Origin of the sequence: Shewanella sp. (genome assembly GCF_048265805.1) — a bacterium.
GTDB lineage: Bacteria > Pseudomonadota > Gammaproteobacteria > Enterobacterales > Shewanellaceae > Shewanella.
Genome location: NZ_JBLXAT010000003.1, coordinates 26,156 through 49,451, shown reverse-complemented (window position 1 = coordinate 49,451; position 23,296 = coordinate 26,156). Strand labels below are relative to the sequence as shown.

General features: G+C 48.7%; 22 protein-coding genes. 14 read left to right on the top strand and 8 right to left on the bottom strand.

What is annotated here, in order from left to right:
• Positions 1-199 precede the first annotated feature (199 nt).
• The 3 genes from ACN0TT_RS02720 (at position 200) to ACN0TT_RS02710 (ending at position 2,452) form a co-directional block, all read left to right on the top strand.
• Positions 200-844: a hypothetical protein gene (locus tag ACN0TT_RS02720; RefSeq protein ID WP_417760606.1), complete on the top strand. Its 645-nt coding sequence runs from the start codon at positions 200-202 to the stop codon at positions 842-844.
• A 281-nt stretch (positions 845-1,125) separates the two neighbouring features.
• Positions 1,126-1,383, top strand: a complete 258-nt coding sequence (locus ACN0TT_RS02715; protein WP_417760605.1) for a chemotaxis protein — start codon at positions 1,126-1,128, stop codon at positions 1,381-1,383.
• Between the two features lies 1 nt (position 1,384).
• Positions 1,385-2,452, top strand: coding sequence for a putative metalloprotease CJM1_0395 family protein (locus ACN0TT_RS02710; protein ID WP_417760604.1), 1,068 nt, complete (start codon positions 1,385-1,387; stop codon positions 2,450-2,452).
• Here ACN0TT_RS02710 and ACN0TT_RS02705 read toward each other — a convergent pair.
• The 4 genes from ACN0TT_RS02705 to cmoA form a co-directional block, all read right to left on the bottom strand.
• Complete coding sequence (locus ACN0TT_RS02705; RefSeq protein WP_417760603.1) at positions 2,434-3,357, bottom strand: LysR family transcriptional regulator; 924 nt, start codon at positions 3,355-3,357, stop codon at positions 2,434-2,436. The two genes, ACN0TT_RS02710 and ACN0TT_RS02705, sit on opposite strands and share 19 nt — an antisense overlap.
• 351 nt (positions 3,358-3,708) lie before the next feature.
• Complete coding sequence (locus ACN0TT_RS02700) at positions 3,709-5,403, bottom strand: hypothetical protein (RefSeq protein ID WP_417760602.1); 1,695 nt, start codon at positions 5,401-5,403, stop codon at positions 3,709-3,711.
• Positions 5,404-5,429: 26 nt separating this feature from the next.
• Positions 5,430-6,398 carry a tRNA 5-methoxyuridine(34)/uridine 5-oxyacetic acid(34) synthase CmoB gene (gene cmoB, locus ACN0TT_RS02695; protein WP_417760601.1) on the bottom strand — a complete coding sequence of 323 codons (969 nt, stop codon included), beginning with the start codon at positions 6,396-6,398 and terminating at the stop codon, positions 5,430-5,432.
• Positions 6,395-7,126, bottom strand: coding sequence for a carboxy-S-adenosyl-L-methionine synthase CmoA (cmoA, locus tag ACN0TT_RS02690; RefSeq protein ID WP_417760600.1), 732 nt, complete (start codon positions 7,124-7,126; stop codon positions 6,395-6,397). The genes cmoB and cmoA overlap by 4 nt, the downstream gene beginning before the upstream one ends.
• Before the next feature lie 289 nt (positions 7,127-7,415).
• Here cmoA and aspS point away from each other — a divergent pair, with 289 nt between their 5' ends.
• The 5 genes from aspS (at position 7,416) to ruvB (ending at position 12,198) form a co-directional block, all read left to right on the top strand.
• Positions 7,416-9,200, top strand: coding sequence for an aspartate--tRNA ligase (gene aspS, locus ACN0TT_RS02685; RefSeq protein WP_417760599.1), 1,785 nt, complete (start codon positions 7,416-7,418; stop codon positions 9,198-9,200).
• An 89-nt stretch (positions 9,201-9,289) separates the two neighbouring features.
• Positions 9,290-10,036 carry a YebC/PmpR family DNA-binding transcriptional regulator gene (locus ACN0TT_RS02680; protein WP_417760598.1) on the top strand — a complete coding sequence of 249 codons (747 nt, stop codon included), beginning with the start codon at positions 9,290-9,292 and terminating at the stop codon, positions 10,034-10,036.
• A gap of 5 nt (positions 10,037-10,041) precedes the next feature.
• Positions 10,042-10,563: a crossover junction endodeoxyribonuclease RuvC gene (ruvC, locus tag ACN0TT_RS02675; protein WP_417760597.1), complete on the top strand. Its 522-nt coding sequence runs from the start codon at positions 10,042-10,044 to the stop codon at positions 10,561-10,563.
• Entirely contained in the window at positions 10,560-11,177 is a 618-nt protein-coding gene (ruvA, locus tag ACN0TT_RS02670; protein ID WP_417760596.1) for a Holliday junction branch migration protein RuvA, read from the top strand. Before ruvC ends, ruvA begins: the two co-directional genes overlap by 4 nt.
• 13 nt (positions 11,178-11,190) lie before the next feature.
• The gene (gene ruvB, locus ACN0TT_RS02665) at positions 11,191-12,198 is read left to right on the top strand and encodes a Holliday junction branch migration DNA helicase RuvB (protein WP_417760595.1); all 1,008 of its coding nucleotides are present in this window, start codon (positions 11,191-11,193) and stop codon (positions 12,196-12,198) included.
• 94 nt (positions 12,199-12,292) lie between these two features.
• On the opposite strand, the gene ACN0TT_RS02660 is transcribed toward ruvB, so the two are convergent.
• Positions 12,293-13,525, bottom strand: coding sequence for a uracil-xanthine permease family protein (locus tag ACN0TT_RS02660; RefSeq protein ID WP_417760594.1), 1,233 nt, complete (start codon positions 13,523-13,525; stop codon positions 12,293-12,295).
• 270 nt (positions 13,526-13,795) lie between these two features.
• Between ACN0TT_RS02660 and ACN0TT_RS02655 the strand changes: the two genes are divergently transcribed.
• Both ACN0TT_RS02655 and hda read left to right on the top strand, forming a co-directional pair.
• Positions 13,796-14,830 (top strand): DUF2066 domain-containing protein, encoded by a 1,035-nt coding sequence (locus tag ACN0TT_RS02655; protein WP_417760593.1) that lies wholly within the window; start codon positions 13,796-13,798, stop codon positions 14,828-14,830.
• Between the two features lie 26 nt (positions 14,831-14,856).
• On the top strand, positions 14,857-15,567 hold the full coding sequence (hda, locus tag ACN0TT_RS02650; protein ID WP_417760592.1) for a DnaA inactivator Hda: 711 nt from the start codon (positions 14,857-14,859) through the stop codon (positions 15,565-15,567).
• Between the two features lie 267 nt (positions 15,568-15,834).
• On the opposite strand, the gene arsC is transcribed toward hda, so the two are convergent.
• Both arsC and ACN0TT_RS02640 read right to left on the bottom strand, forming a co-directional pair.
• On the bottom strand, positions 15,835-16,188 hold the full coding sequence (arsC, locus tag ACN0TT_RS02645) for an arsenate reductase (glutaredoxin) (RefSeq protein WP_417760591.1): 354 nt from the start codon (positions 16,186-16,188) through the stop codon (positions 15,835-15,837).
• 43 nt (positions 16,189-16,231) lie between these two features.
• On the bottom strand, positions 16,232-17,701 hold the full coding sequence (locus ACN0TT_RS02640; RefSeq protein ID WP_417760590.1) for a M48 family metalloprotease: 1,470 nt from the start codon (positions 17,699-17,701) through the stop codon (positions 16,232-16,234).
• 438 nt (positions 17,702-18,139) lie between these two features.
• On the opposite strand from ACN0TT_RS02640, the gene ACN0TT_RS02635 reads away from it, so the two are divergent.
• Positions 18,140-19,231: an AI-2E family transporter gene (locus ACN0TT_RS02635; protein ID WP_417760589.1), complete on the top strand. Its 1,092-nt coding sequence runs from the start codon at positions 18,140-18,142 to the stop codon at positions 19,229-19,231.
• Positions 19,232-19,322: 91 nt separating this feature from the next.
• On the opposite strand, the gene msrA is transcribed toward ACN0TT_RS02635, so the two are convergent.
• The gene (gene msrA, locus ACN0TT_RS02630; protein ID WP_417760588.1) at positions 19,323-19,802 is read right to left on the bottom strand and encodes a peptide-methionine (S)-S-oxide reductase MsrA; all 480 of its coding nucleotides are present in this window, start codon (positions 19,800-19,802) and stop codon (positions 19,323-19,325) included.
• A 167-nt stretch (positions 19,803-19,969) separates the two neighbouring features.
• On the opposite strand from msrA, the gene astE reads away from it, so the two are divergent.
• The 3 genes from astE to ACN0TT_RS02615 all read left to right on the top strand — a co-directional run bounded on the left by astE (position 19,970) and on the right by ACN0TT_RS02615 (position 23,290).
• Positions 19,970-20,983 carry a succinylglutamate desuccinylase gene (gene astE / locus ACN0TT_RS02625; RefSeq protein ID WP_417760587.1) on the top strand — a complete coding sequence of 338 codons (1,014 nt, stop codon included), beginning with the start codon at positions 19,970-19,972 and terminating at the stop codon, positions 20,981-20,983.
• Positions 20,984-21,131: 148 nt separating this feature from the next.
• Positions 21,132-22,310: a thiamine pyrophosphate-dependent dehydrogenase E1 component subunit alpha gene (locus tag ACN0TT_RS02620; RefSeq protein ID WP_417760586.1), complete on the top strand. Its 1,179-nt coding sequence runs from the start codon at positions 21,132-21,134 to the stop codon at positions 22,308-22,310.
• Positions 22,311-22,312: 2 nt separating this feature from the next.
• Positions 22,313-23,290 carry an alpha-ketoacid dehydrogenase subunit beta gene (locus ACN0TT_RS02615; RefSeq protein ID WP_417760585.1) on the top strand — a complete coding sequence of 326 codons (978 nt, stop codon included), beginning with the start codon at positions 22,313-22,315 and terminating at the stop codon, positions 23,288-23,290.
• The last annotated feature ends 6 nt before the right edge of the window (positions 23,291-23,296 follow it).

Sequence of the window (23,296 nt, the reverse complement as noted above, 5' to 3'; positions counted from 1 at the left end):
CTGACACAACTCATTGAACTATCAATAGGTTACATGTTCAAACGTTTTAGCTAACTACTGATAACATTTGCATGGACGCATGACAACTTTGGAACATAACGAGTATTACTCTCGTCAACACTCTACACTAGAGTCAATCCCGATCACGGCGCCTTTGTGGCGATTCCTGATCGTTGTCGCTGCGATCCATGCTGCGATCTTGAGTTGGCTCTCGTTACGGCCCGCGTTGCCAATATTGCCTGATACAGTTGACGCGCCTCGTTCAATTCGCTCATTTCTGTATCATGCGCCTGCCGCCCCTAAGGAACTAAGCGCCCCCGCTAACACCACGGCTGCTAGCGAGAATTCAACACCGACCACGCCGATTGAGCCAGCACCAGCAACATCAACCACGAATACAGCCACAGAATTGAACCAACAGCATACCGTTAACCCTACCGCACCACGTCAAGTCGCTGTCAAAGTTAACGCACCCGCGAAAGTAAATATCCGAGCTGCCACGGCTAATTACTTACAGCAACAACGTACGCAGGTAATAGGGCGGTTCGATGATGGGTACGCCACAGCGGCTCATCCACAGCGTCAGAGTGATATGGGCACACCATCAAAGTCGCTACAGCTACCACAACAACCGTTGGCCGAACGCAACGGCTCGTTAGACTCGGCGTTAGATCCTAACCGGATTGTTAAAGTCGGCAGTACCTGTTATCGCGTGGTCAAAACACCGACTCAGCTTAACCCGAATGCAAAAAATCTCGGGTTTCCGTTCAAATGCGGTCAAACCGATGATGAGCGGCTGCTTGATGCTTCCTTAAAGGCGCGCATTCAACAACACCGACATTAAGGCTTAGCGAGTTGATTGCATGGCTCAATGTTGGAAAATTTTAATCGTTCCGACACCTTAGATAATGCTCGCACTCTGTAAGCCATTCAGCAGATAAGAGCTGTAACTGCGCTTGAACGATCCCGTCACGACATCGCTGCAAATCTTCCTCGATAAAGGCGGTAGTGAGGCTGTACATTTGTTAGTGAATGCACAATAATTAAGCGATGCATCATGCTCGTTATTCTCGTGTGATATTACCGTTTACTCGCGCATGATATTTATTCCGCAAGGAGACCGATATGCAAATCCAATCTGCCTTTAACGCTGGTGTTCAAGGGTTACAAAATGCCCAGAATGGCCTCATGCAAGCCACTATTGAAGTCGCTAAGCCAACAGAAAACCAACAAGCACAAAGCGGCGTAGAATCTCCTCAAGCTGTCGATCAAACTGGCGCTATCGTTTCTGCGTTAGCTTCTGAACGTCAAGGTGAAGCCTCTGCAAATGTGATTTCACGTGCGAATGAAGCCATTGGCAGCATAATCGACATCGAGGTGTAACGTGCTTACGGCGCTTTCTAGCGGAAATGCGCCATCACTGACATCGGTGAATGTCAGCAGGTCTCAGCGTGCGATTGCCGAAGCGCCAGCAGCTGTCGCAGTAACTAAGGCGCCAAGTGCCGCTCCTGTGGTGGCATCACCCTCAGTCAGTTCAACCTCAACCGCTCACCTAGCAGCGGTTACCCATCCCACTAATGCCCAACCTCATGATTCAACCGAGTCAGCGGCAACAGGTCAATCTCGCGATGGTTTGGTCAGTCTCAGTAAAGGCTTTCTCGGGGCTAGCGGTTTAGCAAGTGCCGCCAGCTCGACCGATGATGTTACTGTATCTGAGCCGGAGACAAATGCTGAAGATACTACTAACGCTGACGAGACCGGAGAGCAGCAAAACGCAGCCAGTACAGAGTTAAGCGCTGAGGCATCTGCATCACAACCGACCAGTCCCAACAGGGTGCCGTTAACCGAGCAAGAGATACAAGAGCTGGACGAGCTAGCACAGCGGGATGAAGAGGTCCGCGCCCATGAGCAAGCTCATGCCGCTGTCGGCGGTAATTTAGCGGGCCAGCCGGGTTTGGAATATCAGCAAGGTCCAGATGGCAAACGCTATGCGGTCAGTGGTGAAGTGCAGATCGATATCTCCGTTGTGGAAGGCGACCCAGAGGAGACCATGCAAAAAATGCGGCAGGTGTATTCCGCTGCCATGGCACCGGTGGAACCTTCGGCAGCTGATATGCGGATCGCGGCCGATGCGATGCGTAAATATAACGACGCGCGGCAAGAGCTTACTGATGAACGTATGGCAGAACTTAAAACGACAGAGACTGACGCCGAAACTGAAACCAGTGGCCAACCTTCGTTAGCCGACGCCGCTAATAGCGAAAGCGATAATCAAGCGCCAACCTACAATATGGGCATTGCGTTGGTGATGGCTAAACTTGGGCCAAAAAACGATGAAGCGAGTAATCAAACTGCTAGTGTTGAGCGTTTGGATAATTTAACGCCCCCGAATGCTAATCTCAATGCTCGGGAGCGAGCGGCTAATGGCGAGTTTTATCGTTCCAGCATGTAGGGGGTAAGTTCGGATGACGTTTGCGCGTGTTGCTCTAAAATAATTGATTCGAGCAATTTACAGGCGGGTCCTTGATTATCTCTTTGCGGTACTACCAGCGTTAATACGATACGGCGAGTACTGGCACCTTTGACTTTCAAGCGTACTAATTTACCCGTTTTGATCTCATCCTCGACCAAGTGACGTGGTACCCAGCAAAAACCAATCCCTTTGGATAAAATCACCTTAGCTTCGTGGAAATTGCTCACTGTCCAACGCTGCTCGGCTTTGAGCCAACCAATCTCTTGCGCAGGATTGACGCCAGTATCTTTGATCACTAACTGTAGATGTTGAGCTAGCTCATGATCGTCTTCTAATTCACCAACCTCGGCCAACGGGTGCTGCGGATGGCATACCAAGTAAAACTCTAAATCGCATAACGGCTCAGCAATGTAGCCTTTGGGTGGCATGCCGCAAATGGCGAGATCCACTTCGTTATTCACAATCAGCTCACTTGTGCCGTTGATCACCGTATCCACTACTGTAATGCGTGTACCACGACTTTCTGGTAAGAATTTCGCCAGCGCATCGGTCAATATATCCATCGGATACACCAGCTCACGGGCGATAACTAACGATGGTTCCCAACCTTGTTCTAGATTACTCGCGAGTTGTTCTAATTCGTTAACAGTTTGGGTGAGGTGGCGAGAGCGGCGTAACAGTACTTCGCCTTGTTCGGTGAGATATGCCTTGCGACCACGAACTTCCAGCAACTGAATCCCTAACTGATATTGCAGCTTTGCCACCGCATGGTTAAGTGAAGACTGGCTTTTGTTGAGGTGTTCTGCAGCTTGAGCATAACCGCCGTAATCTACCACGGCTTGCAGAATACGCCATTGTTCGAGAGTGGATTTGGGTCTATGCATATGTACAATTAAATCGAATTGTTTCGCTGATAGTGCCCTGAAAAATCGAATTAATCAAATCATTGCATTCGCTATGTTGATGAAAACATGCTTTATATCAAACTGAACGCGTTAACATGTCCACTGCCACACCTACAAAGAGCCTGTTCTTATCATGTCAAATCTGGTGCTAGAGGCAAGACTCAGGGGCGAACATACTCATGAATGCTAGCTATTTGGCGCTGGTTACTTTTAAGTAGATACAGGCATTGTGCGGCGGATCATGGTCATCGGCACGCGTAGCATGGTGGTGCAGCAGACTCTGCGTCGCGTCCACGGTTTAATGCAAGCGCTGTGCAACTGTGAGCTAACCTAACGCTCGGCGAGCTCAAGTATAGTAGGGCAAACCTCGCTAGCGGTATCGTCATTAGAAGCTAATTGCTGGATAAATCCGTCAATGCCATTAGGCCAGAATTGCTGCAACAATGGCTCTAGTGGTTGCTGTTGCTCATTCACCACTAGAGTGTTAAACAGCATGGCAGGTGAACAATGGGTGGTACGCTGTACTAATGCGCTAGCTAATTGCTGTTGCAGTAGATGACTGAAATAAAGTGGGCCACTATCAGCAATACCAGCAAAGGTGTAGGGCAACATCGCGGCTTGTGACCAATCATGGCCGAAAGAACGCTTAAAGGCATCTGATAAGTTGATACTGCTATCTCGCGTGTAAAACTTTAACGCGGCTAGGGCATTGATACGTTCAAATTGTTGCTGGTATTGCTGATATAACGCTTCTCGCGACTGCGGCGCGTAGCTGATTGTCATTTGCTTATCTAAATAGTCTGTTAGCCAATTTGCTGCCAACGACTGTGTATCAGCTTGCTGTGAAAATTCGTTGATCAGCGAGTAGCGTCCACCGGCAGCCATCATGGTGACCATGTGTGCAACTGCTTCGTTGGCGCGCTCAACATGTACTGGGCGGTTGAAACTTTCCGGCAAACTCAGATAACTTATGCCCGTTTGATGACCAACAACGCTGCGGCGCATTAGTAGTGCGGCAGGTTTACCTTCCGACAGCATCACATCCCCCAGCAGCCGTTGCTGGTGCCATAGCCTTAGCCATTCATGGTTAACGTTTTCTAGTGTTATCCCTAGCGTGGCTAACGCCGAGGTCAACTGCTGCAGATATTCTGACTTAGGTAACGGCGTGAACGGCGTCTTAGGTGCCGCTCGCAGTTGTTGTCCGATACTCCACGGCGACACCCCTACGGGGTGCTGCATCGCTTGTAAAAAGGCTTTAGCCGTCGCAGCATTGCCAACCAAAGTATGCCTAAACACTAACTCGGCATAGTCGTGGTAGCCTTGGGCTTGCGCTTGTTTATCGCGAATATCGGTTAAGGTTGCTAAATCAGTTTTAACCGCAGCTACGGCACGCGTTTGAAATGCTGACCATACCTTGTAGCGACAATCTTCATCGTTTTGTGCCATGAGATAGCGAGCTATCGATTGGTTAAATGGCTGTGGTTCTTCGGCGGGGGGGCCGAGTGCACAACTGCCTAAATCCATCTGAAAACTACTGCTGTTGAGACGTTGTTTTATCGCCGTTTGCGCCGTAGTTAGCCGAATTTTGTCAGCGTCGTTAAGCTGCTGCTGTTGAAAAAACTGATAGCGGGCGGCGAGCGCACGATGTTGTGGTTGCGAAGAGCTTGCCAACTGCTGCAGTAATTCGGGTAATTCGGCAGAATGCAATATTTTAGACGTCGTTGCGGCGACCGATAACTGACATTGCAGCAACCATTCCTGATCATCACTGGAAAGCTGAAACTGGCGGTAGTATTGCACTCGGTCATTAAGATTTTGTAGCCCGAGCGTTTGTCGCTCTAGCGCGGTGGCATCGGTGAAGTCAGCACTGAAGTTGTCGTTGTACTCTAAGCATTGATTGACGAACAGTGACACTGCGTCCAGTGCATGCGCTGGTGTAGTGGCTAAACAGCAGAATATGGACGCTGCGATCAAATAAAATGGACGGTATTTGCCTTTATTTACTGTACTGTTAGTTAATCGCATTGGCCGTCCATGTTTCCTTTGTCAAATTATTTGATGGCAATAAATGTCGCTCGGCGTGGTGCCGGGTGGCCCTCAACCGTTAATGCTGGATTGCTTGGGTCAAGAAAGTCTGGCAGCGATTCATTACGCATCCATTCGGTGGTACGTTGCTCGTCAAGCGATGTTTCATCAACGTTTACACAACGCACGTCAGTGAATTCACATTTCTTCAGCCACAACTCTAGTGCCGCAACCGAGGGAATAAACCATACGTTGTTCATTTTGCCGTAACGGTCTGGTGGCACCAATACTGTATTTTCATCGCCTTCAATGACCAAGGTTTCTAGCACCAATTCTCCGCCATCGCGCAGTTGGTCGCGCAACTGCAACAGATGATCAATCGGTGAGCGGCGATGATATAACACCCCCATCGAGAACACGGTATCAAAGGTGTCATATGCTGGCAGCTCTTCAATCCCCAATGGCAGTAGATGCACCGGAAGATGTTCACCCGCTAAACGTTTAATGGCTTCAAATTGGCATAAAAATAGTGACGAAGGATCAATCCCCACCACAAACTTAGCGCCTTCCCCGTACATGCGCCACATGTGATAACCGCTACCACAACCGACATCGAGCACGGTGCGATTTTCAAGTGGAGAGATATGCGGCAACACGCGATCCCATTTCCAATCGGAGCGCCATTCCGTATCAATGTGAATGCCGTGGACGTAGAACGGCCCTTTACGCCATGGGTGCAGCAGTTGCAGCAGATTTTCGAGTTTTTCTTTTGGTCCTTCAGCTAACTGGTCGCCACTGCCGATTGTCACTGAGGTTTTCAAATCAAGCTTATCTGGCGCGGGGTAGTTAAGCTTAGCCAGCACCTTTTCCCACTTGGGTAAGGCGCCATGTTTATTTTCACGCTGCCATGTGGCTAATTTAGCGGGCAGATGTTCTAACCAAACTTGCAGTTGATTTTCAGCAATATCTTTATAAAAACGTGTAAAACTAATCACTTGACCGCCACCATTGAGGCAAAATTTAAACACTGAAACCACACGTTGTGGTGGGTAAAACCCACCTCACTAAAGCGCGCTTGATGAATGGCAAGCGTGTCGGTTTTCATCACATTTTCGATTGCGCTGCGCTTTTGGCTGATTTCCAATTCGCTGTAACCATTGGCCCGTTTGAAATCTAGATGGTGCTCGTCAATCACTTGCTGAATCACATCATCTTCAAAGCGCAGTTTCTCGGACAAAATCAATGCGCCGCCTGGTACTAAGCCTTGGTAGACTTTGCTCAGTAAGGTACGACGATCTTCGGGCGGCAAAAATTGCAGGGTAAAGTTGAGCACCACCATGGAGGCGTTGTTAATCTCAACATCACGAATGTCGGCACATATCAGTTCAACTGGCGTGTCACTCACGTAGGCGTTGAGATGTTCGCGGCAGCGCTCTGTCATAGCGGCGGAGTTGTCGACGGCTATAATTTTGCAGTTTCTGCCACCGATATGACGGCGCATGCTCAACGTGGCCGCGCCAAGAGAACAGCCTAAGTCATATACCTGCGTATCGTTTTTAGCAAAACGATACGCAAAGTCGCCAATAGAATTCACAATTTGAGCGTAACCCGGCACTGAACGCTGGATCATATCGCTAAACACGCCAGCCACTCGGTCGTCAAAGGTAAAGTCGGTCACTTTACCAAGTGCGGAGGCGTAAATATTGTCTTGAGAAGATTGCATCGGTAGGTTCTTAAATACGAAAACGGGCGTATTTTACAGATTTCTGCCCACCAGCAGCAAGGGATTCGCTCAATCGAGACCGTTTCAAGCGGCGAACAGCTAAATTTTGTTGGTATTTTGGCCGTTTATCTTCACGGACTCAGTCTGGCTATGGTCAAAAACCTTAAAGTGTTTGATACTTCACCGTCTAGTAAAGCGGGGCTTTGGTAAATGGCATTAATTCAATATAATGCTGCCCCAAAATCTATTTTCGTACCGGCGCCATCCGGCAGCAACAAAGGATAATACGATGCGCAGCCATTATTGTGGGGACGTAAACAAGTCTCACGTTGGACAAGAAGTAACTTTGGTAGGTTGGGTTAACCGCAGCCGTGACTTAGGCGGTGTGGTATTTTTGGATCTTCGCGACCGCGAAGGCCTGATCCAAGTAGTTTATGATCCCGATTTGCCAGAAGTATTCGACGTTGCCAGCTCGCTGCGTAGCGAATTTTGTGTGCAAGTAAAAGGCGTGGTGCGTGCTCGCCCTGACAGCCAAGTAAATGCACAGATGCGCACCGGCGAAATTGAAGTGTTAGGTACTGCACTGACCATTATCAACGCGTCTGAACCGCTGCCGCTGAGTATGGATAACTTCCAGAACAACAGCGAAGAGCAACGTCTGAAATATCGTTATTTAGACCTGCGTCGTCCAGAGATGACTCAGCGCTTGATCTTCCGTGCCAAAGTGACCAGCGCTGTGCGCCGTTATCTTGATGGCAACGGTTTCCTCGATATTGAAACCCCAATTCTGACCAAAGCCACACCTGAAGGTGCCCGTGACTATTTAGTTCCTAGCCGTACTTATAAAGGTCACTTCTTTGCCTTGCCACAATCACCACAGCTGTTCAAACAGCTGCTGATGATGTCTGGTTTTGATCGTTACTATCAAATCGTTAAATGCTTCCGTGATGAAGATTTACGTGCTGACCGTCAGCCAGAATTTACCCAGATTGATATCGAAACTTCGTTCATGACCTCTGAGCAGGTGATGGAAAAAACCGAAGAGATGGTACGCGGTCTGTTCCAAGAGTTGCTGAATGTTGATCTTGGCGAATTCCCGAAGATGACTTGGGACGAAGCGATGCGTCGTTTCGGCTCAGACAAACCGGATCTGCGTAACCCGCTGGAGCTAGTTGACGTAGCGGACTTGGTAAAAGACGTCGATTTCGCCGTTTTCAAGGGCCCCGCTAATGACGCAGAAGGCCGTGTTGCCGCGATTAAAGTGCCGAATGGCGTGAGCTTGTCGCGTAAACAAATTGATGACTACACCAAGTACGTTAGCATCTACGGAGCTAAAGGCTTGGCATGGATGAAAGTTAACGATATCGATGCGGGCTTGGACGGTATCCAATCGCCAGTATTGAAATTCTTGAACGAAGAGATTGTTAGCAACATCCTCGCACGCGTTGATGCCAAAACAGGTGACATTATTCTGTTTGGTGCTGATAAGGCTAACGTAGTGGCTGAAGCCATGGGCGCGCTGCGCTTGAAACTGGGCCAAGATTTTGACTTATTGCAAGGCGAGTGGAAGCCGCTGTGGGTGGTTGATTTCCCAATGTTTGAGAAAGCGGATGGCCGTTGGTATGCCGTGCATCATCCATTTACTGCGCCAAGCACAGTGAATGCGCAAGAGTTAGCTGCAAATCCAGGTGCTGCAGTATCTGATGCCTACGACATGGTACTGAACGGCGTAGAGCTGGGCGGTGGTTCGGTGCGTATCCACAAACAAGATATGCAGGCCACAGTATTTAAGGTTTTGGGTATCTCCGATGAAGAAGCCCAAGAAAAATTTGGCTTCCTGTTGGAAGCGTTGCGCTACGGTACGCCACCACACGCGGGCTTGGCCTTCGGTCTGGACCGTATGGTGATGTTGATGACTGGCGCTACGTCAATCCGTGATGTTATGGCGTTCCCTAAAACAACGACAGCGGCATGTCCTTTGACTGACGCGCCAAGTCTAGCGAATCCACAACAACTGGTTGAGCTTGGCATCGACGTGACTAAAGCTGAAAAAGCCGCTGAAAAATCAGAGTAATTTTATTTAATTTGAACTAAGCCGAGGCATTTGCCTCGGTCTGTTTATCTATCGGGCGACCATTTCCCGATAATAAAGAGGAGTAATTTATGGCAGGTCATAGTAAATGGGCCAACATCAAGCACCGCAAAGGTCGTCAGGACGCGAAGCGCGGCAAACTGTTCACCAAATTCATTCGCGAACTGACTGTATCAGCGCGTGAAGGTGGTTCAGATCCTGATTCCAACCCACGTCTGCGTGCCGCCATGGATAAAGCGTTATCTAACAACATGACGCGTGATACCGTCGAGCGCGCTATCAAGCGTGGTGCGGGGGAGTTGGATGGTGAAAACTTAGAAACCATCACCTACGAAGGATACGGACCAGGCGGCACCGCGGTATTGGTTGAATGTATGACTGACAACCGCAACCGTACCGTCACTGGCGTACGTAACGCTTTCAACAAGTCTGGCGGTAACTTAGGTACTGATGGTTCTGTCGCTTACTTGTTTACCAAACAAGGCGTTATCAGCTATGACACCGGTATCGATGAAGACGAAATCATGGAAGCTGCGTTGGAAGCGGGCGCTGACGACGTACAAGTCAATGATGATGGTTCTATCGACGTTTATACTGAACCAGCCGCTTTCGGTACCGTGAAAGATGCCTTAGATGCCGCGGGCTTTGAATCAGTGAATGCCGAAGTGACTATGGTGCCTTCAACAAAATCTGATCTGGATGAAGAAACTGCCGCTAAATTCCTGCGCTTGATCGACACCTTAGAAGACCACGATGACGTGCAAGAAGTTTATCACAACGCAGAAATCTCTGACGAAGTGATGGAAAAACTCGACTAATCCCTATGCCCATCATTCTAGGGATTGACCCCGGCTCACGGATCACCGGTTATGGCGTGATCCAGTGCCAGGGTCGCCATCAAATTTACCTCGGTAGCGGCTGCATACGCACCGTTTCCGATGACTTACCGCAACGTCTGCAACAAATTTTTACCGGCATCAGCGAAATTATTCGACAATATCAGCCTGATCAAATGGCAATTGAACGAGTGTTTCTTGCAAAAAATGCTGACTCAGCGTTAAAGCTTGGGCAAGCCCGTGGTGCTGCTATTGTGGCATCAACCAACGCTGGGTTACCGGTATCGGAATATAGTGCCACGCAGATTAAAAGTGCGGTGGTGGGCACTGGACGAGCGCAAAAAGCGCAGGTGCAACATATGATTACGCAAATTCTCAAGTTGCCCGGTAAGCCACAAGCGGACGCTGCAGATGCGCTCAGTGTTGCAGTGTGTCATTATCATACCTGTCAAAGCTTGGTTGCCTTTAGTGGTCAAGCTACCACCAGAACTTACGGAAGATATCGATGATTGGTCGTCTACAGGGCGTTATTATTGAAAAGCAAGCGCCAGAACTGCTGATTGATGTGCATGGTGTCGGCTATGAATTGCAGATGCCGCTCACCAGTTTCTATGAGCTACCTGAACTCAATCAGTCGGCGACTATCTACACCCATTTTGTGGTACGTGAAGATGCGCAACTGTTGTACGGTTTTATGACGAAACAGGAACGTTCACTGTTTCGTCTGTTGATCAAAGCCAATGGTGTCGGTCCTAAACTCGCATTGACCATTTTATCCGGCATGACGGCTAACGAATTTGTGGGTTGTGTAGAGCGTGATGATATTGCAACCTTAGTGAAACTACCGGGCGTTGGTAAAAAGACGGCTGAGCGCTTGCTGGTAGAAATGCGCGACAAGCTTAAGAGCCTGATGGAAGCCTCCAGTGGCAGCGAACGTGAGTTTGTGCTCAAGTCTAACTTCACGCCAGCACCGGTGGAAAACACTGCCGAAGAAGATGCCATTGCAGCGTTATTATCGCTGGGGTACAAGCCCGCTCAAGCAAGCAAGGCTGTTTCCGGCGTGTTCGTTGAAGGCATGGATTCAGAAACCCTCATTAAAGCTGCGCTTAAATCGATGTTATAGGAACTAAGCATTCATGATTGAAGCAGATCGTCTTATTCAGCCCCACAATAATAATCCGCAAGAGGAGCTGATTGACCGTGCGATGCGGCCTAAGTTACTCGATGAATATACCGGGCAAAATGAAGCACGCGAGCAGCTTAAAGTGTTTATTCAGGCGGCCAAAAACCGTAACGAAGCTCTCGATCATATGTTGATTTATGGTCCTCCAGGTTTAGGTAAAACCACTTTGGCGATGATTGTTGCCAATGAGATGGGCGTGAACATCAAATCCACCTCCGGCCCTGTGTTGGAAAAGGCTGGCGATTTAGCTGCGCTGTTGACCAATCTGGAGGCGGGGGATGTGCTATTTATTGATGAAATTCACCGCCTAAGCCCAGTGGTAGAAGAGATCCTTTACCCGGCGATGGAAGACTACCAGTTGGATATCATGATTGGTGAAGGCCCTGCCGCACGTTCCATTAAACTGGATATTCCGCCATTTACCTTAATCGGTGCCACCACGCGGGCAGGGGCGTTAACTTCGCCACTGCGAGCACGTTTTGGCATTCCATTGCGATTAGAGTTTTATAACGTCGATGATCTCAGCACCATTGTAGCGCGTTCTGCCACCATGTTAGATCTTCCGCTCGATGCCGAGGGCGCTCGTGAAATTGCCATGCGCTCACGTGGCACGCCACGTATTGCTAACCGTTTGCTACGCCGCGTGCGTGATTATGCCGAAGTTAAACATGATGGCCATGTCACCCAACACGTGGCTCAACAAGCGCTGGATATGTTGGATGTTGACGGTGAAGGCTTCGATTACATGGACCGTAAGTTACTGCTTGCCATTATCGACAAGTTTATGGGGGGCCCTGTTGGCCTCGATAACTTAGCGGCGGCGATTGGTGAAGAGCGTGAGACCATTGAAGATGTGTTAGAGCCGTTCTTAATCCAACAAGGTTTTATTCAGCGTACCCCGCGTGGACGAATCGCCACCGATCGCGCTTATCGTCACTTCGAGATAATGAAACCAGCATAATCTCCGCAAAGTAGACCAGTGTTTTTTTTGCTGACTCGACTGATAAAAAGCCGCTCAGTGAGCGGCTTTTTATCGTTAGTTATCCAGCCAAATCTTAATGTTCAGCTTTATCGTGATGATGTCCATGTGGCAGCACTAAGTTTAACAAGATTGCCACGATACCGCACAAGCTAATGCCAGTTAGACTGAAATCGCCGATACCAAATGCCATACCGCCGATGCCAAATACCAACGTCACACCGACAATGGCCAAATTACGAGGCTCGTTCAGATCCACCTGTGCTTTAATCATCGCATTCAAACCTACCGCCGCAATGGAGCCAAACAGCAAACACATAATACCGCCCATCACTGGGACAGGAATGGTTTGCAGTGCTGCACCCAACTTACCGACAAATGCCAGCACAATGGCGCAAACTGCCGCCCAAGTCATCACGACAGGGTTGAAGTTTTTGGTCAGTGTTACTGCCCCTGTCACTTCAGAATAAGTCGTGTTTGGTGGGCCTCCCAGAGCGGTTGCTGCAATTGTTGCTAAACCATCACCGGCGAGTGTGCGGTGTAAGCCTGGCTTTTTGAAGAAGTCCTTGCCAGTGACGTTGGAAATCGCGATGACATCACCGATATGTTCCACTGCGGGGGCAATGGCGACGGGAATCATATAAGCAATGGCGTACCAGTTAAACTCAGGGGTAATGAAATCGGGCATCGCGAACCAAGACGCTTCAGCTATTTTGTCAAAGCTAACAATGCCTAAGTAAAGGCTCGCCAGATAACCAACGACGATCCCTGATAGAATCGGCATCAACCGCAGCAGACCCTTAGCGAAAATAGCCACCGCGATGGTCGTTACCAGTGACAGCATAGAGATAATCAACGCTGGCTCGGCAGCAACCAACACCAGTTTACCATCGCCACTTTTACCCAGCGCCATGTTGACGGCTGTGGGTGCTAAGCCCAAACCAATGATCATGATCACCGGCCCAACAACTACGGGCGGCAATAATTTTTTGATAAAGCCTGAACCACGCAGTTTGATAATGGTGGCTAACACGACGTAGACACAGCCTGCAGCAATCAAACCGCCCATGGTGGCGGCAATGCCGAAATTGCTCACGCCAAATTGAATCGGTGCGATGAACGCAAATGATGATGCCAAAAATACTGGCACTTCGCGTTTGGTACAAAGCTGAAAGATCAGTGTACCGAGACCTGCAGTAAATAGCGCAACGCTGGCGTTGAGTCCCGTCAGTAACGGCACCAACACCAATGCGCCGAAGGCGACAAATAACATCTGTGCGCCTTGCAGTGGAAGGGTGAGGTTTTTCATTATTATGCCCTTGGCTGTTAAAATTCGGCATATGCTACCAGCATGCCGTTTTCGCTTCAGAATATTTTTGACGATTTAGTTCAAATTTTTGTCAATCCATTGGCTTTCATAACGGTTGCTGACTGAATAGCCGCAAAGCACTCGCTGACGGATTTGCTGAATCAATATCTGTGGTACACTTGCGCCACATCAATCGTAGGCAACCAAGCACGTATGCTCAAATATCTTTCAGGGATTTTCGCCACTATAAGCTTACTGTTGGCGACACAAATGGCAGCTGCGGTCGAAATTGACCAGCTTGATAGTTCAACCGTAACCGTTGATTCGCGAGCTAATAATGATCGTAGCGATGCTTTGCAACAAGCGTTGTTTAATGTGTTGTTACTTAACTCGGGTGCAAAAGAGTTACGCGGTAATGCACAGATCCAAGCGGCATTATCCAATGCGTCCTCTTTAGTGGTGCAATATTCCTACGAACAAGCAGAAGATGGCCTGCAATTAAGAGCGACCTTCGAACATGATAAAGTGATTCGCCTATTGCGCGAGGCGGGATTACCAGTGTGGGGCAAACAGCGGCCATTAACATTAGTTTGGCTAGCGTCAGACACCGAAGGCGAGCGTCATTTAGTGGCAGATGAATCGGCCGCTGAAGAGCGTCAAGCATTTGCCAAAGCCTCCCGTCAACGCGGTATTCCATTGATGTTTCCGTTATTGGATCTGGATGACTTAATGGCGGTCAATGTTAACGATGTACGCGGTCAATTTGCTGATACAGTTGCTAAAGCGTCTGCCCGTTATCAAGCCGACTATTTTGCCATGGTAACCTTCGATAGCAGCCCCGATAATCAGGTACAATACCAAATGAGCTTATACGCCAGAAGCGCTTTGGCTACGCCGTTTTTCACCGCATTAGTGAGCCGCAACGGTGCTGCGCAAGATAGGGCCGCTGCGATAGATGAAATTATGCTGTCGTTATCTGACTACTTCGTACAGCAATACGCAGTTACTGATTCTGGTCAAGCCGATGTCGCCCAAATTGAATTTAACAACGTGGCGCACATGCGGCAGTTGGTCGAGATTGAAAGCTTCTTTAGCCAATTGTCGGCAGTAAAACATTTTTATATTAAGTCGGTGCAGGGTAATCACGTAGTTTATCAGTTGCAACTGTTTGGCAGTCGTGATGATTTGAGTAATGTATTGCGGCTGGAGCAGCGTATTCGTCTCGATGAAAACCAACCAATAGGTTCGCCCATGGATAGCACCACAAATAACCTGATAGGTGTTTATCGCTGGGATGCGAAGTAGTCATTATTGCCAACGTGGACGTTCGATTGAGTCAAAATAATCCAATACAACTATCGTTGCCGGTTTATCTTCCCGATGACGAAACTTTTGAGAGTTATTATCCCGCGAGTGGTAATGACGAATTGATTAAAGCCTTGTGTGCTGCGGCCGAAGGGCACAAACAACAATCTTTATACGTGTGGGGCCCAGAGAAATCCGGCAGAACGCATCTGTTACATGCTGCTTGTGCTCACGCCAACGAATTAGAACGCAGTAACTTTTATGTGCCACTCAGTATCCATGCCAGTATTTCACCTGCATTACTTGAGCACCTAGAACAATTGGACTTAGTGTGTATTGATGATGTAGACGCCATAGCTGGCCATCCGTTATGGGAAGAGGCGTTATTTGATCTCTATAACCGAGTGGCAGAGTTAGGGCGTTGTGCCTTGATTGTTTCAGGCCGCAATGCACCGGTTGATGCTGGGTTCTCGTTGCCCGATTTAGTGTCGCGTATGCAGTGGGGCTTAAGCTACCAACTTAACCCTATGGCTGATGATGAAAAATTAGCGGCGCTGCAACGTCGAGCTGCAATGCGTGGCCTGCAATTGCCGGAGGAAACTGGCAAGTTCTTGCTAACGCGTCTAGCGCGAGATTTACGCACGTTGTTTGATGTGCTCGATAAACTCGATAAAGCGTCGATGGTGCATCAACGTAAGCTGACGATTCCATTTGTAAAAGAGATCCTACGTCTTTAGGAGCTTCTCTATTATCTAAGCATTATGGGGATTTGTGAGCGAAGCGAAGCAAAGCTATGTCTTACACATCCCGCGTTTGGCGCAGGCTTTATCGCACCTTCCCTCGGTCAGTGTTTGCGGCAAGTAACTGTTGAGTTATCGGCGGTTGCGGCGTAAATATCACGGCGGTTGTTAGCTGAAGTGTTCTTTACGTAAGGCACATCTCGATTGATTTGGTTATATAAAAAGGCCGCAACAAAATTGCGGCCTTTTTATATACGGTTAGCGTTAAATAATCTCCAGTACGTTCTCAGGTGGACGACCCAGCGCCACCCGGTCACCATTAATGGCAATTGGGCGTTCAATTAGCTTAGGTGTCGCTGCCATCGCTTGCAGTAGCTGACTACTTGTCAATGCACTGTCATCCAAACCTTGCTCTTTATATTCGGCTTCTTTGGTACGCATCAATTGGCGTGGGCTATCAAATCCGAGTTTTTCTACCAGCCAATGTAGCTGTTCAACACTTGGCGGGTTTTTCAGATATTCCACGACAGTGACATTCACATCTTGCTGTTCTAATAGCGCTAAGGTTTCGCGGCTTTTAGAGCATCGAGGATTGTGAAATAGAGTGATATCAGTCATGCAGTTTCTCCGTCTGTTGCGGTGGGGCCCAAAATGCTAAGGGTTATCCCTCAAAACGTTTCATCAGTTCATCGGCATCACGGAACTGGCGCAGTTGCGCTTCAATGCGGGCAATCAGTAATGGCCTACCTGTTGCTTCGCGATAGGCGAAGTTAAGTTGGTCAATGGCCCCTTTATAATCGGCACGTAGCGCACGCAATTGTGCGTTGGTATAAAACTCCTGCGCCTTGTCGCCGAGCTGACGATAAGCTTCACCGAGCATCTGTACTGGCAATAAGTTATTCTTATCGTCGTAGGTCATCTGCTCAAGGATTGGAATCGCTTTATCGGGTTGCTTATTTTCTAAGTACACATTGGCCAAGTTGGTATTTAGTACCAAAGATGACGGCCGATATTTCAGTTGATGGGTTAACAGTTCGATAGCCTTGTCGTAATCTTTACGCTGAGTATAGATATCGGTTTTGGTATCGAGATAAAACACGTTGTCTGGATCTTGTTTTAATAATTTATCGACGATCGCTTCCGCTTTACTGAACTCGTTAAGCCGGAACAGGGCGAGCGCTTTACCGTAGAGCGCAGCGGCTTCAATGGCAAAATCGCGTTTTTCTAATTGCTTCTCAAAGAGTGATAGCGCCGCTTGTGCTGAATAGCTAGAGAAGCGGACTTCAATACGCGCTTTGGCCAATTGAAAGTTAAGACTGGGTGGCACTCGCATCGGCGAGTACTGCGCCGCACGGTCGCGAGCTTCAGATACACGAGACTCAGGAATAGGGTGGGTCAGCAACATCGGTGGCAATTTGCTGGTATAGCGATATTTTGCCGCCAATTTACCAAAGAAATCTGCTGCGGCTTTGGGATCAAATCCTGCCGCGACCATGACGCGCATCCCGATGCGGTCCGCTTCTTGCTCATTACCGCGCGTAAAGTTAATGCGACTTTGGGTGCTCAGTGCTTGGGTGCCCATCAAGGTTGCCATGCCTGCCTGGGGGGCGGCAACGGTCAACAAAATTGCTCCCAGTACCCCAGCCAAAGTGAGCGGTGCATTACGGCTTTGCGCTTCCATTGAACGCGCTAGGTGACGTTGGGTAACGTGGGTAATTTCGTGCGCCAGCACAGAGGCGAGTTCGCTTTCATTATCAGCATACAAAAACAGCCCGCTATGTACGGCCACGTGGCCACCGAAAAAAGCAAAGGCGTTAATCTCATCATTATTTAGCATGAAGAAATAAAATGGTGTCCGTACATCATTTGCATGGGACACCAGTTTTCCACCCAGCTCAGAGATATATTGTTCCAATAGCGGGTCATACAACACGGGGGCCTGCGCGCGGATCACACGCATATAGATGTCGCCGTATTGTAGCTCGCGATCCATGCTTAACGTATTCACTGCTGCGGTACCTAAATCGGGCAGGTCGTTGCGCGCAAAGCTTTGCGTAGCGCAACTTAAGGAGAGCGCGACAGTAACACTGAGTAGGGATTTTCTGAGTAAACGACGTGTAAGAGTATTCAAACTAAACCTTTGGTGTTCTATGGAATATCCAACGGGTGGCGCCTTGGGAAGATGCGAACATTCCCGAGCGTGCTCTGCGTGGGCATACAGCTTTCAGATGCAAGGCGCAGTTAGCAGCCTAGACTAGAACTGCTACGGCTTACAAATCCAGCATGTCACAAAGACTTGTTTGCACCGCCCTTAGCATAATGAGGGTGGTCGATGAATTGCAAGCGTGATATGACAAACCCAAGCTTTTGAGAATCAAATGCTTTATATCGTAACCAAATTGCTGCGTTACTGCACAACATCTGGCAAATACCCGCTAAATTGAGACTCATTTGACGGGTTGATGTTCCCGCCTTCCCAAAAAAATGGCATATTCTTAGGCTGATTTTAGCGTCATGCCAGATATTGCCACATCGTTGCCTAATATAGGGCTGTTACAGGTTAATTCGAATGTTTGAATATGTACGTCGTTGGTATTTAGCGCGCTTTAGTGATCCGCAAGCGGTCACCTTACTGTTTTTTATGTTGATATTGGGCGGCGTGATTTTGTACGCCGGTCATCTGCTGATGCCACTATTGCTGGGGTTGGTGTTAGCGTACCTGTTGGAATGGCCAGTCGCTAAAATGGCCAAGATCGGCATTAATCGCACCATGGCGGCTTCGTTAGTATTGGTGGTGTTTATCACCATCATGCTGCTGATCACTTTTGGTTTGATGCCAAGCATCTGGCGGCAGGCATCCGCCTTTGTCGCCGAGTTCCCCAATATGGTTGATAAAGGCGTAGCGCTGCTGCAGCGTATCGCCAGTGATTATCCGCAATATATCAGTGCTGACCAGTTAGATACTTTGCTGCAAGAGAGCAAAAAGTTGGTTGATTCCGAGCATCTGGTCAATTTTGCTAAGCAGTTACTGGGCTTCTCAGCATCACTGTTAGTATTATTGGTGTACGCTATTTTGGTGCCGCTACTGGTGTTTTTCTTCCTTAAAGATAAAGATCAACTGATTAACGGCTCGCGCCGTTTTTTGCCACGTAATCGTGAGCTGGTGAAAGTGGTATGGTTAGAGATGGATCAGCAGATCTTTAACTACATTCGCGGCAAGATCATTGAGTTAGTTATTGTCGGTGTCGTCAGCTACATCTTCTTCGCATTGATGGGGCTCAACTACGCCGCATTGCTGGGTGTGTCGGTGGGGATGTCTGTGTTGATCCCATACGTTGGCGCAACATTAGTAACACTGCCTATTGCCGCAGTGGCCTTCTTTCAGTGGGGCTGGAGCGCTGAGTTTGGCCAACTGATGATTGGCTATGGCGTGATTCAGGCACTTGATGGCAACCTATTGGTGCCAGTGTTGTTTTCTGATGCAGTCGATCTGCACCCAGTATTTATTATCGCCGCAGTATTGGTGTTTGGCGGTTTGTGGGGCGTATGGGGCGTGTTCTTCGCCATTCCATTGGCATCGTTGGTTAAAGCGGTGATTAACGTTTGGCCGAATGATGGCATAGACAAGCCGAAAGACCCTCATAATCTCAGCGCGCAATAGCGCTTATCATCGTAAATAGCAAAAGGCGTGCATGATGCAGGCCTTTGTTTTTGTCAGCTTAGCGACCGAAAAGCCATCGGTCTCGCGTTGATTAATACTCGATATGACAGCTAGGTAAGTTGTTCTTTTGAATATAATCCTGGTGGTAATCTTCGGCGCGATGAAACTGCTGTGCTGGCACAATCTCAGTGACAATCTGGCGCGCACCCCATTTGCCACTTTTCATTAGCGCCAATTTGGATGCCTCGGCTTCCGCTTTCTGGGTTTTGTCATGGAAAAACACCACACTGCGGTATTGCGTGCCCATGTCAGCCCCTTGTTTGTTCAGGCTGGTTGGATTGTGATTTTTCCAGAAAATTTGCAGTAAGTCGTCGTAGCTCACTTTGGCCGGGTCATACTCAACTTGTACCACTTCAGCGTGACCGGTTTCGCCAGTTTTGACTTCTTTATAGGTGGTGGCTTTGTTATCGCCGCCCATGTAGCCACTGGTGGCATTGATAACGCCATCAACTTGGCGGAAAAAATACTCTACGCCCCAAAAACAACCGGCACCAAATGTTGCAACTGCCATAATAAAACTCATTTTAGATGTCTAGATGGCTGCAATTTTGACAGGGCGCGCGATACTACGCAAGTGTTTCGCGTTGCATTCGTAAGCGGTTGAACTATGACGCTGTGGGTGATACCTGCTAAGATGTGCGCCATTGCCATTCAGCACCTGCCAACATAAGGATATATATGGGCGCAAAGATGTTCCCTAACGATGATTTTTTACAGTCGCTTTTGACTGGGGAGCCGCCCCTTTGCGACACCGTTACCCATGAACATTTTAGTGCGCAGCTGTTAGCAGAGGGTATTTTGCTGATTGAGCCTCATCAAGCAGGCGAGCAGGACATCGTGTTGTCCTGCGGGATTCATGGCAATGAAACCGCGCCCATTGAGTTGTGTAATCAACTGCTGCAACAGATTTTTGCTGGCACATTGGTGCCGAAACAGCGGCTGTTGTTCATCTTTGGTAATCCGCCTGCGATGCGCCAAGCCACACGCTTTGTTGATGAGAACTTAAATCGTCTATTTTGTGGCAGTCATCAGCAGGCCGAAGCCAATCTTGAACGCAGCCGAGCCGCAGAATTAGAGCAAGCGTTAGTGAGTTTTTTCCGCGATGCAACGCGCTCGCGACTGCATTGGGATTTACATACGGCTATCCGTGGTTCTATACATGAGAAATTTGCGGTGTGCCCTTATCAACCGCAGCGCGGTTACCGTGCTGACACACTAGCGCTGTTGGCTTGCGCTGGCATTGAAGCGTTTTTATTTAATCATGCTCCGGCATTTACCTTTAGCTATCACAGCTCGTACACCTTTGGTGCAGATGCTTTCACGGTGGAATTAGGCAAAGTTGCACCATTTGGTGAGAACGATTTAAGCCGGCTTAGTGCGCTTGAACGCGTGCTTCGGGCCTTAATCACGCAGCAGCCGTTAGCCAGTGATGATGCTTTAGCTGAGGTGAAGTTTTATCAAGTAAAACGGGTTATTACCCGAGAGCAACCCGAGTTTAGTTTTGCATTTTCGGACGATACGGCTAATTTCACCACCTTTACTCAAGGCGATGTTATTGCAAAAAATGGCGACAAAACGATTTTTTGTGATGTAACAGGCGAAGCGGTGGTGTTTCCTAATGCTAAGGTAGCCATCGGTCAGCGTGCCGCACTTTGTGTTGTTCCGGTCACCTTAAAAGATGTTTGTATGTAAAGCATTTTATACGCAACTGAACGCGCTAAAATGTTCAAAATAGGCTAGAGAATGTTGCCGTTCGCGTAAACTTCCCCTAGTGTCAACTCGCATATAACAATACCATATTGAGCTAATAAGCTCCGTTGAATGAGATGAAGAGCACTCTATGAGTCAATCTAATTTTTCGCAATCAGTGGTACATCGAGCGTCGTTTCTCGATCGTGACTCACTCGAGATCCCAATCCTTAAAATTTTGCAGGCAGACGGCACCACGTACGATAAGGCGCAGTTACCACAAATCGACCAGGCTTTGTCACAACGCATTTTTGATACTTGTGTGTTTACCCGAGTGTTGGACGAACGCATGTTGGCGGCGCAGCGGCAAGGGCGCATCAGTTTTTATATGACCTGTACCGGTGAAGAAGCGGCAGTGATTGGTAGCGCCGCCGCGTTAGACGCTGACGATATCATTTTGGCGCAGTACCGCGAACATGCGGCGTTGCGTTATCGTGGCTTTACCACGCAGCAGTTTATGGACCAGATGTTCAGTAATGCGCAGGACTTAGGTAAAGGCCGTCAGATGCCGATTCACTACGGTGCTAAGGCGCTTAATTTCCAAACTATCTCTTCGCCATTGGCGACGCAGATACCGCAAGCGTCCGGTGTCGGCTATTCGTTAAAGCTGCAACAAAAACCGAATGTGGCAGTGTGCTATTTCGGTGAAGGTGCCGCATCGGAAGGTGATTTCCATGCTGGGCTAAACATGGCAGCGGTTCATAAAGTGCCAGTGATATTCTTCTGCCGTAATAACGGCTACGCGATCTCGACACCAACCGAAGAGCAGTTTGCGGGTAACGGCATTGCTAGCCGTGGTTTAGGTTACGGCATGCATACTATTCGTGTAGACGGCAACGATATGTTGGCGGTACTGGCCGCCACGCAGCAAGCGCGTGCGTATGCCGTTAAACACTCTGCACCAGTGTTGATTGAAGCGATGACGTATCGCCTTGGCGCACATTCATCATCAGATGATCCATCAGGCTATCGTTCCAAAGATGAAGAGGCTAAGTGGCGCCAACATGATCCGGTACAACGCTTTAAGTTGTGGTTGGTCAATCAAGGTTGGCTAACCGAAGCGGACGAGCAAGCGCTTTACAGCCAATATCGTGATGAAGTCTTAGCCGCAGTAAAAACGGCGGAGAAAGTGCCTGCACCACACATCGATTTGTTGATTGAAGATGTTTACGACCAGCCAACGCCGCGACTTAAACAGCAATTAGCTGAGCTGAAACAACATATCGAAAAATATCCAAAAGCTTATCCAAAAACGGCAGGGAGACTGTAACCGTGGCAAAGATGAACATGTTACAGGCCATCAATCAGGCGCTGACCTTAGAGATGGAACGCAATCAACAGATGCTGGTTTTTGGGGAAGATGTCGGCCACTTTGGTGGGGTATTCCGCGCTACTTCAGGGCTACAAGACAAATTCGGTAAAGACCGCTGCTTTAATACGCCACTGACTGAGCAAGGCATTGCGGGTTTTGCGAACGGCTTAGCATCTAACGGCATGACGCCCGTCGCTGAAATCCAGTTTGCGGATTATATTTTCCCAGCATTTGATCAAATTGTGAATGAAGCGGCCAAGTTCCGCTATCGCTCTGGCGACCAATTTCATGTGGGTGGGTTAACGATTCGCACCCCGTACGGCGGCGGTATCGCCGGTGGTCACTACCACTCACAATCACCAGAAGCTTACTTTACCCAAGTTGCCGGTTTAAAAGTGGTCGTGCCGCGTAATGCCTACCAAGCTAAAGGCTTGTTGCTATCGAGTATTCGCGATGCCAACCCCGTGGTTTTCTTCGAACCTAAGCGCTTGTATCGTGCCTCCGTTAATGATGTACCCGAAGACGAATACACCTTGCCATTAGGACAAGCTGAAGTGGTGCAAGAGGGCAGCGATATCACGGTATTGGCCTGGGGCGCGCAAGTGAGCGTAATTGAGCAAGCTGCCGACATGGCAAAAGAACAAGACATCAGTTGCGAAATCATCGATTTACGTACGCTGGCGCCTTGGGATATTGAAACGGTGGCGAAGTCTGTCACCAAAACAGGCCGCTTGATCGTTAGCCATGAAGCACCGTTGACCGGCGGCTTTGCCGGCGAAATTGCCGCGACGATTCAGCAGGAATGTTTCCTATATCTAGAATCGCCAATCATGCGTATTTGTGGGTTGGACACACCGTATCCGCTCGTTCATGAAAAAGAGTACATGCCGGATGCCACTAAAGTCTTCGAAGCGATTAAAGCGTCGATTAATTTCTAGGAGTTG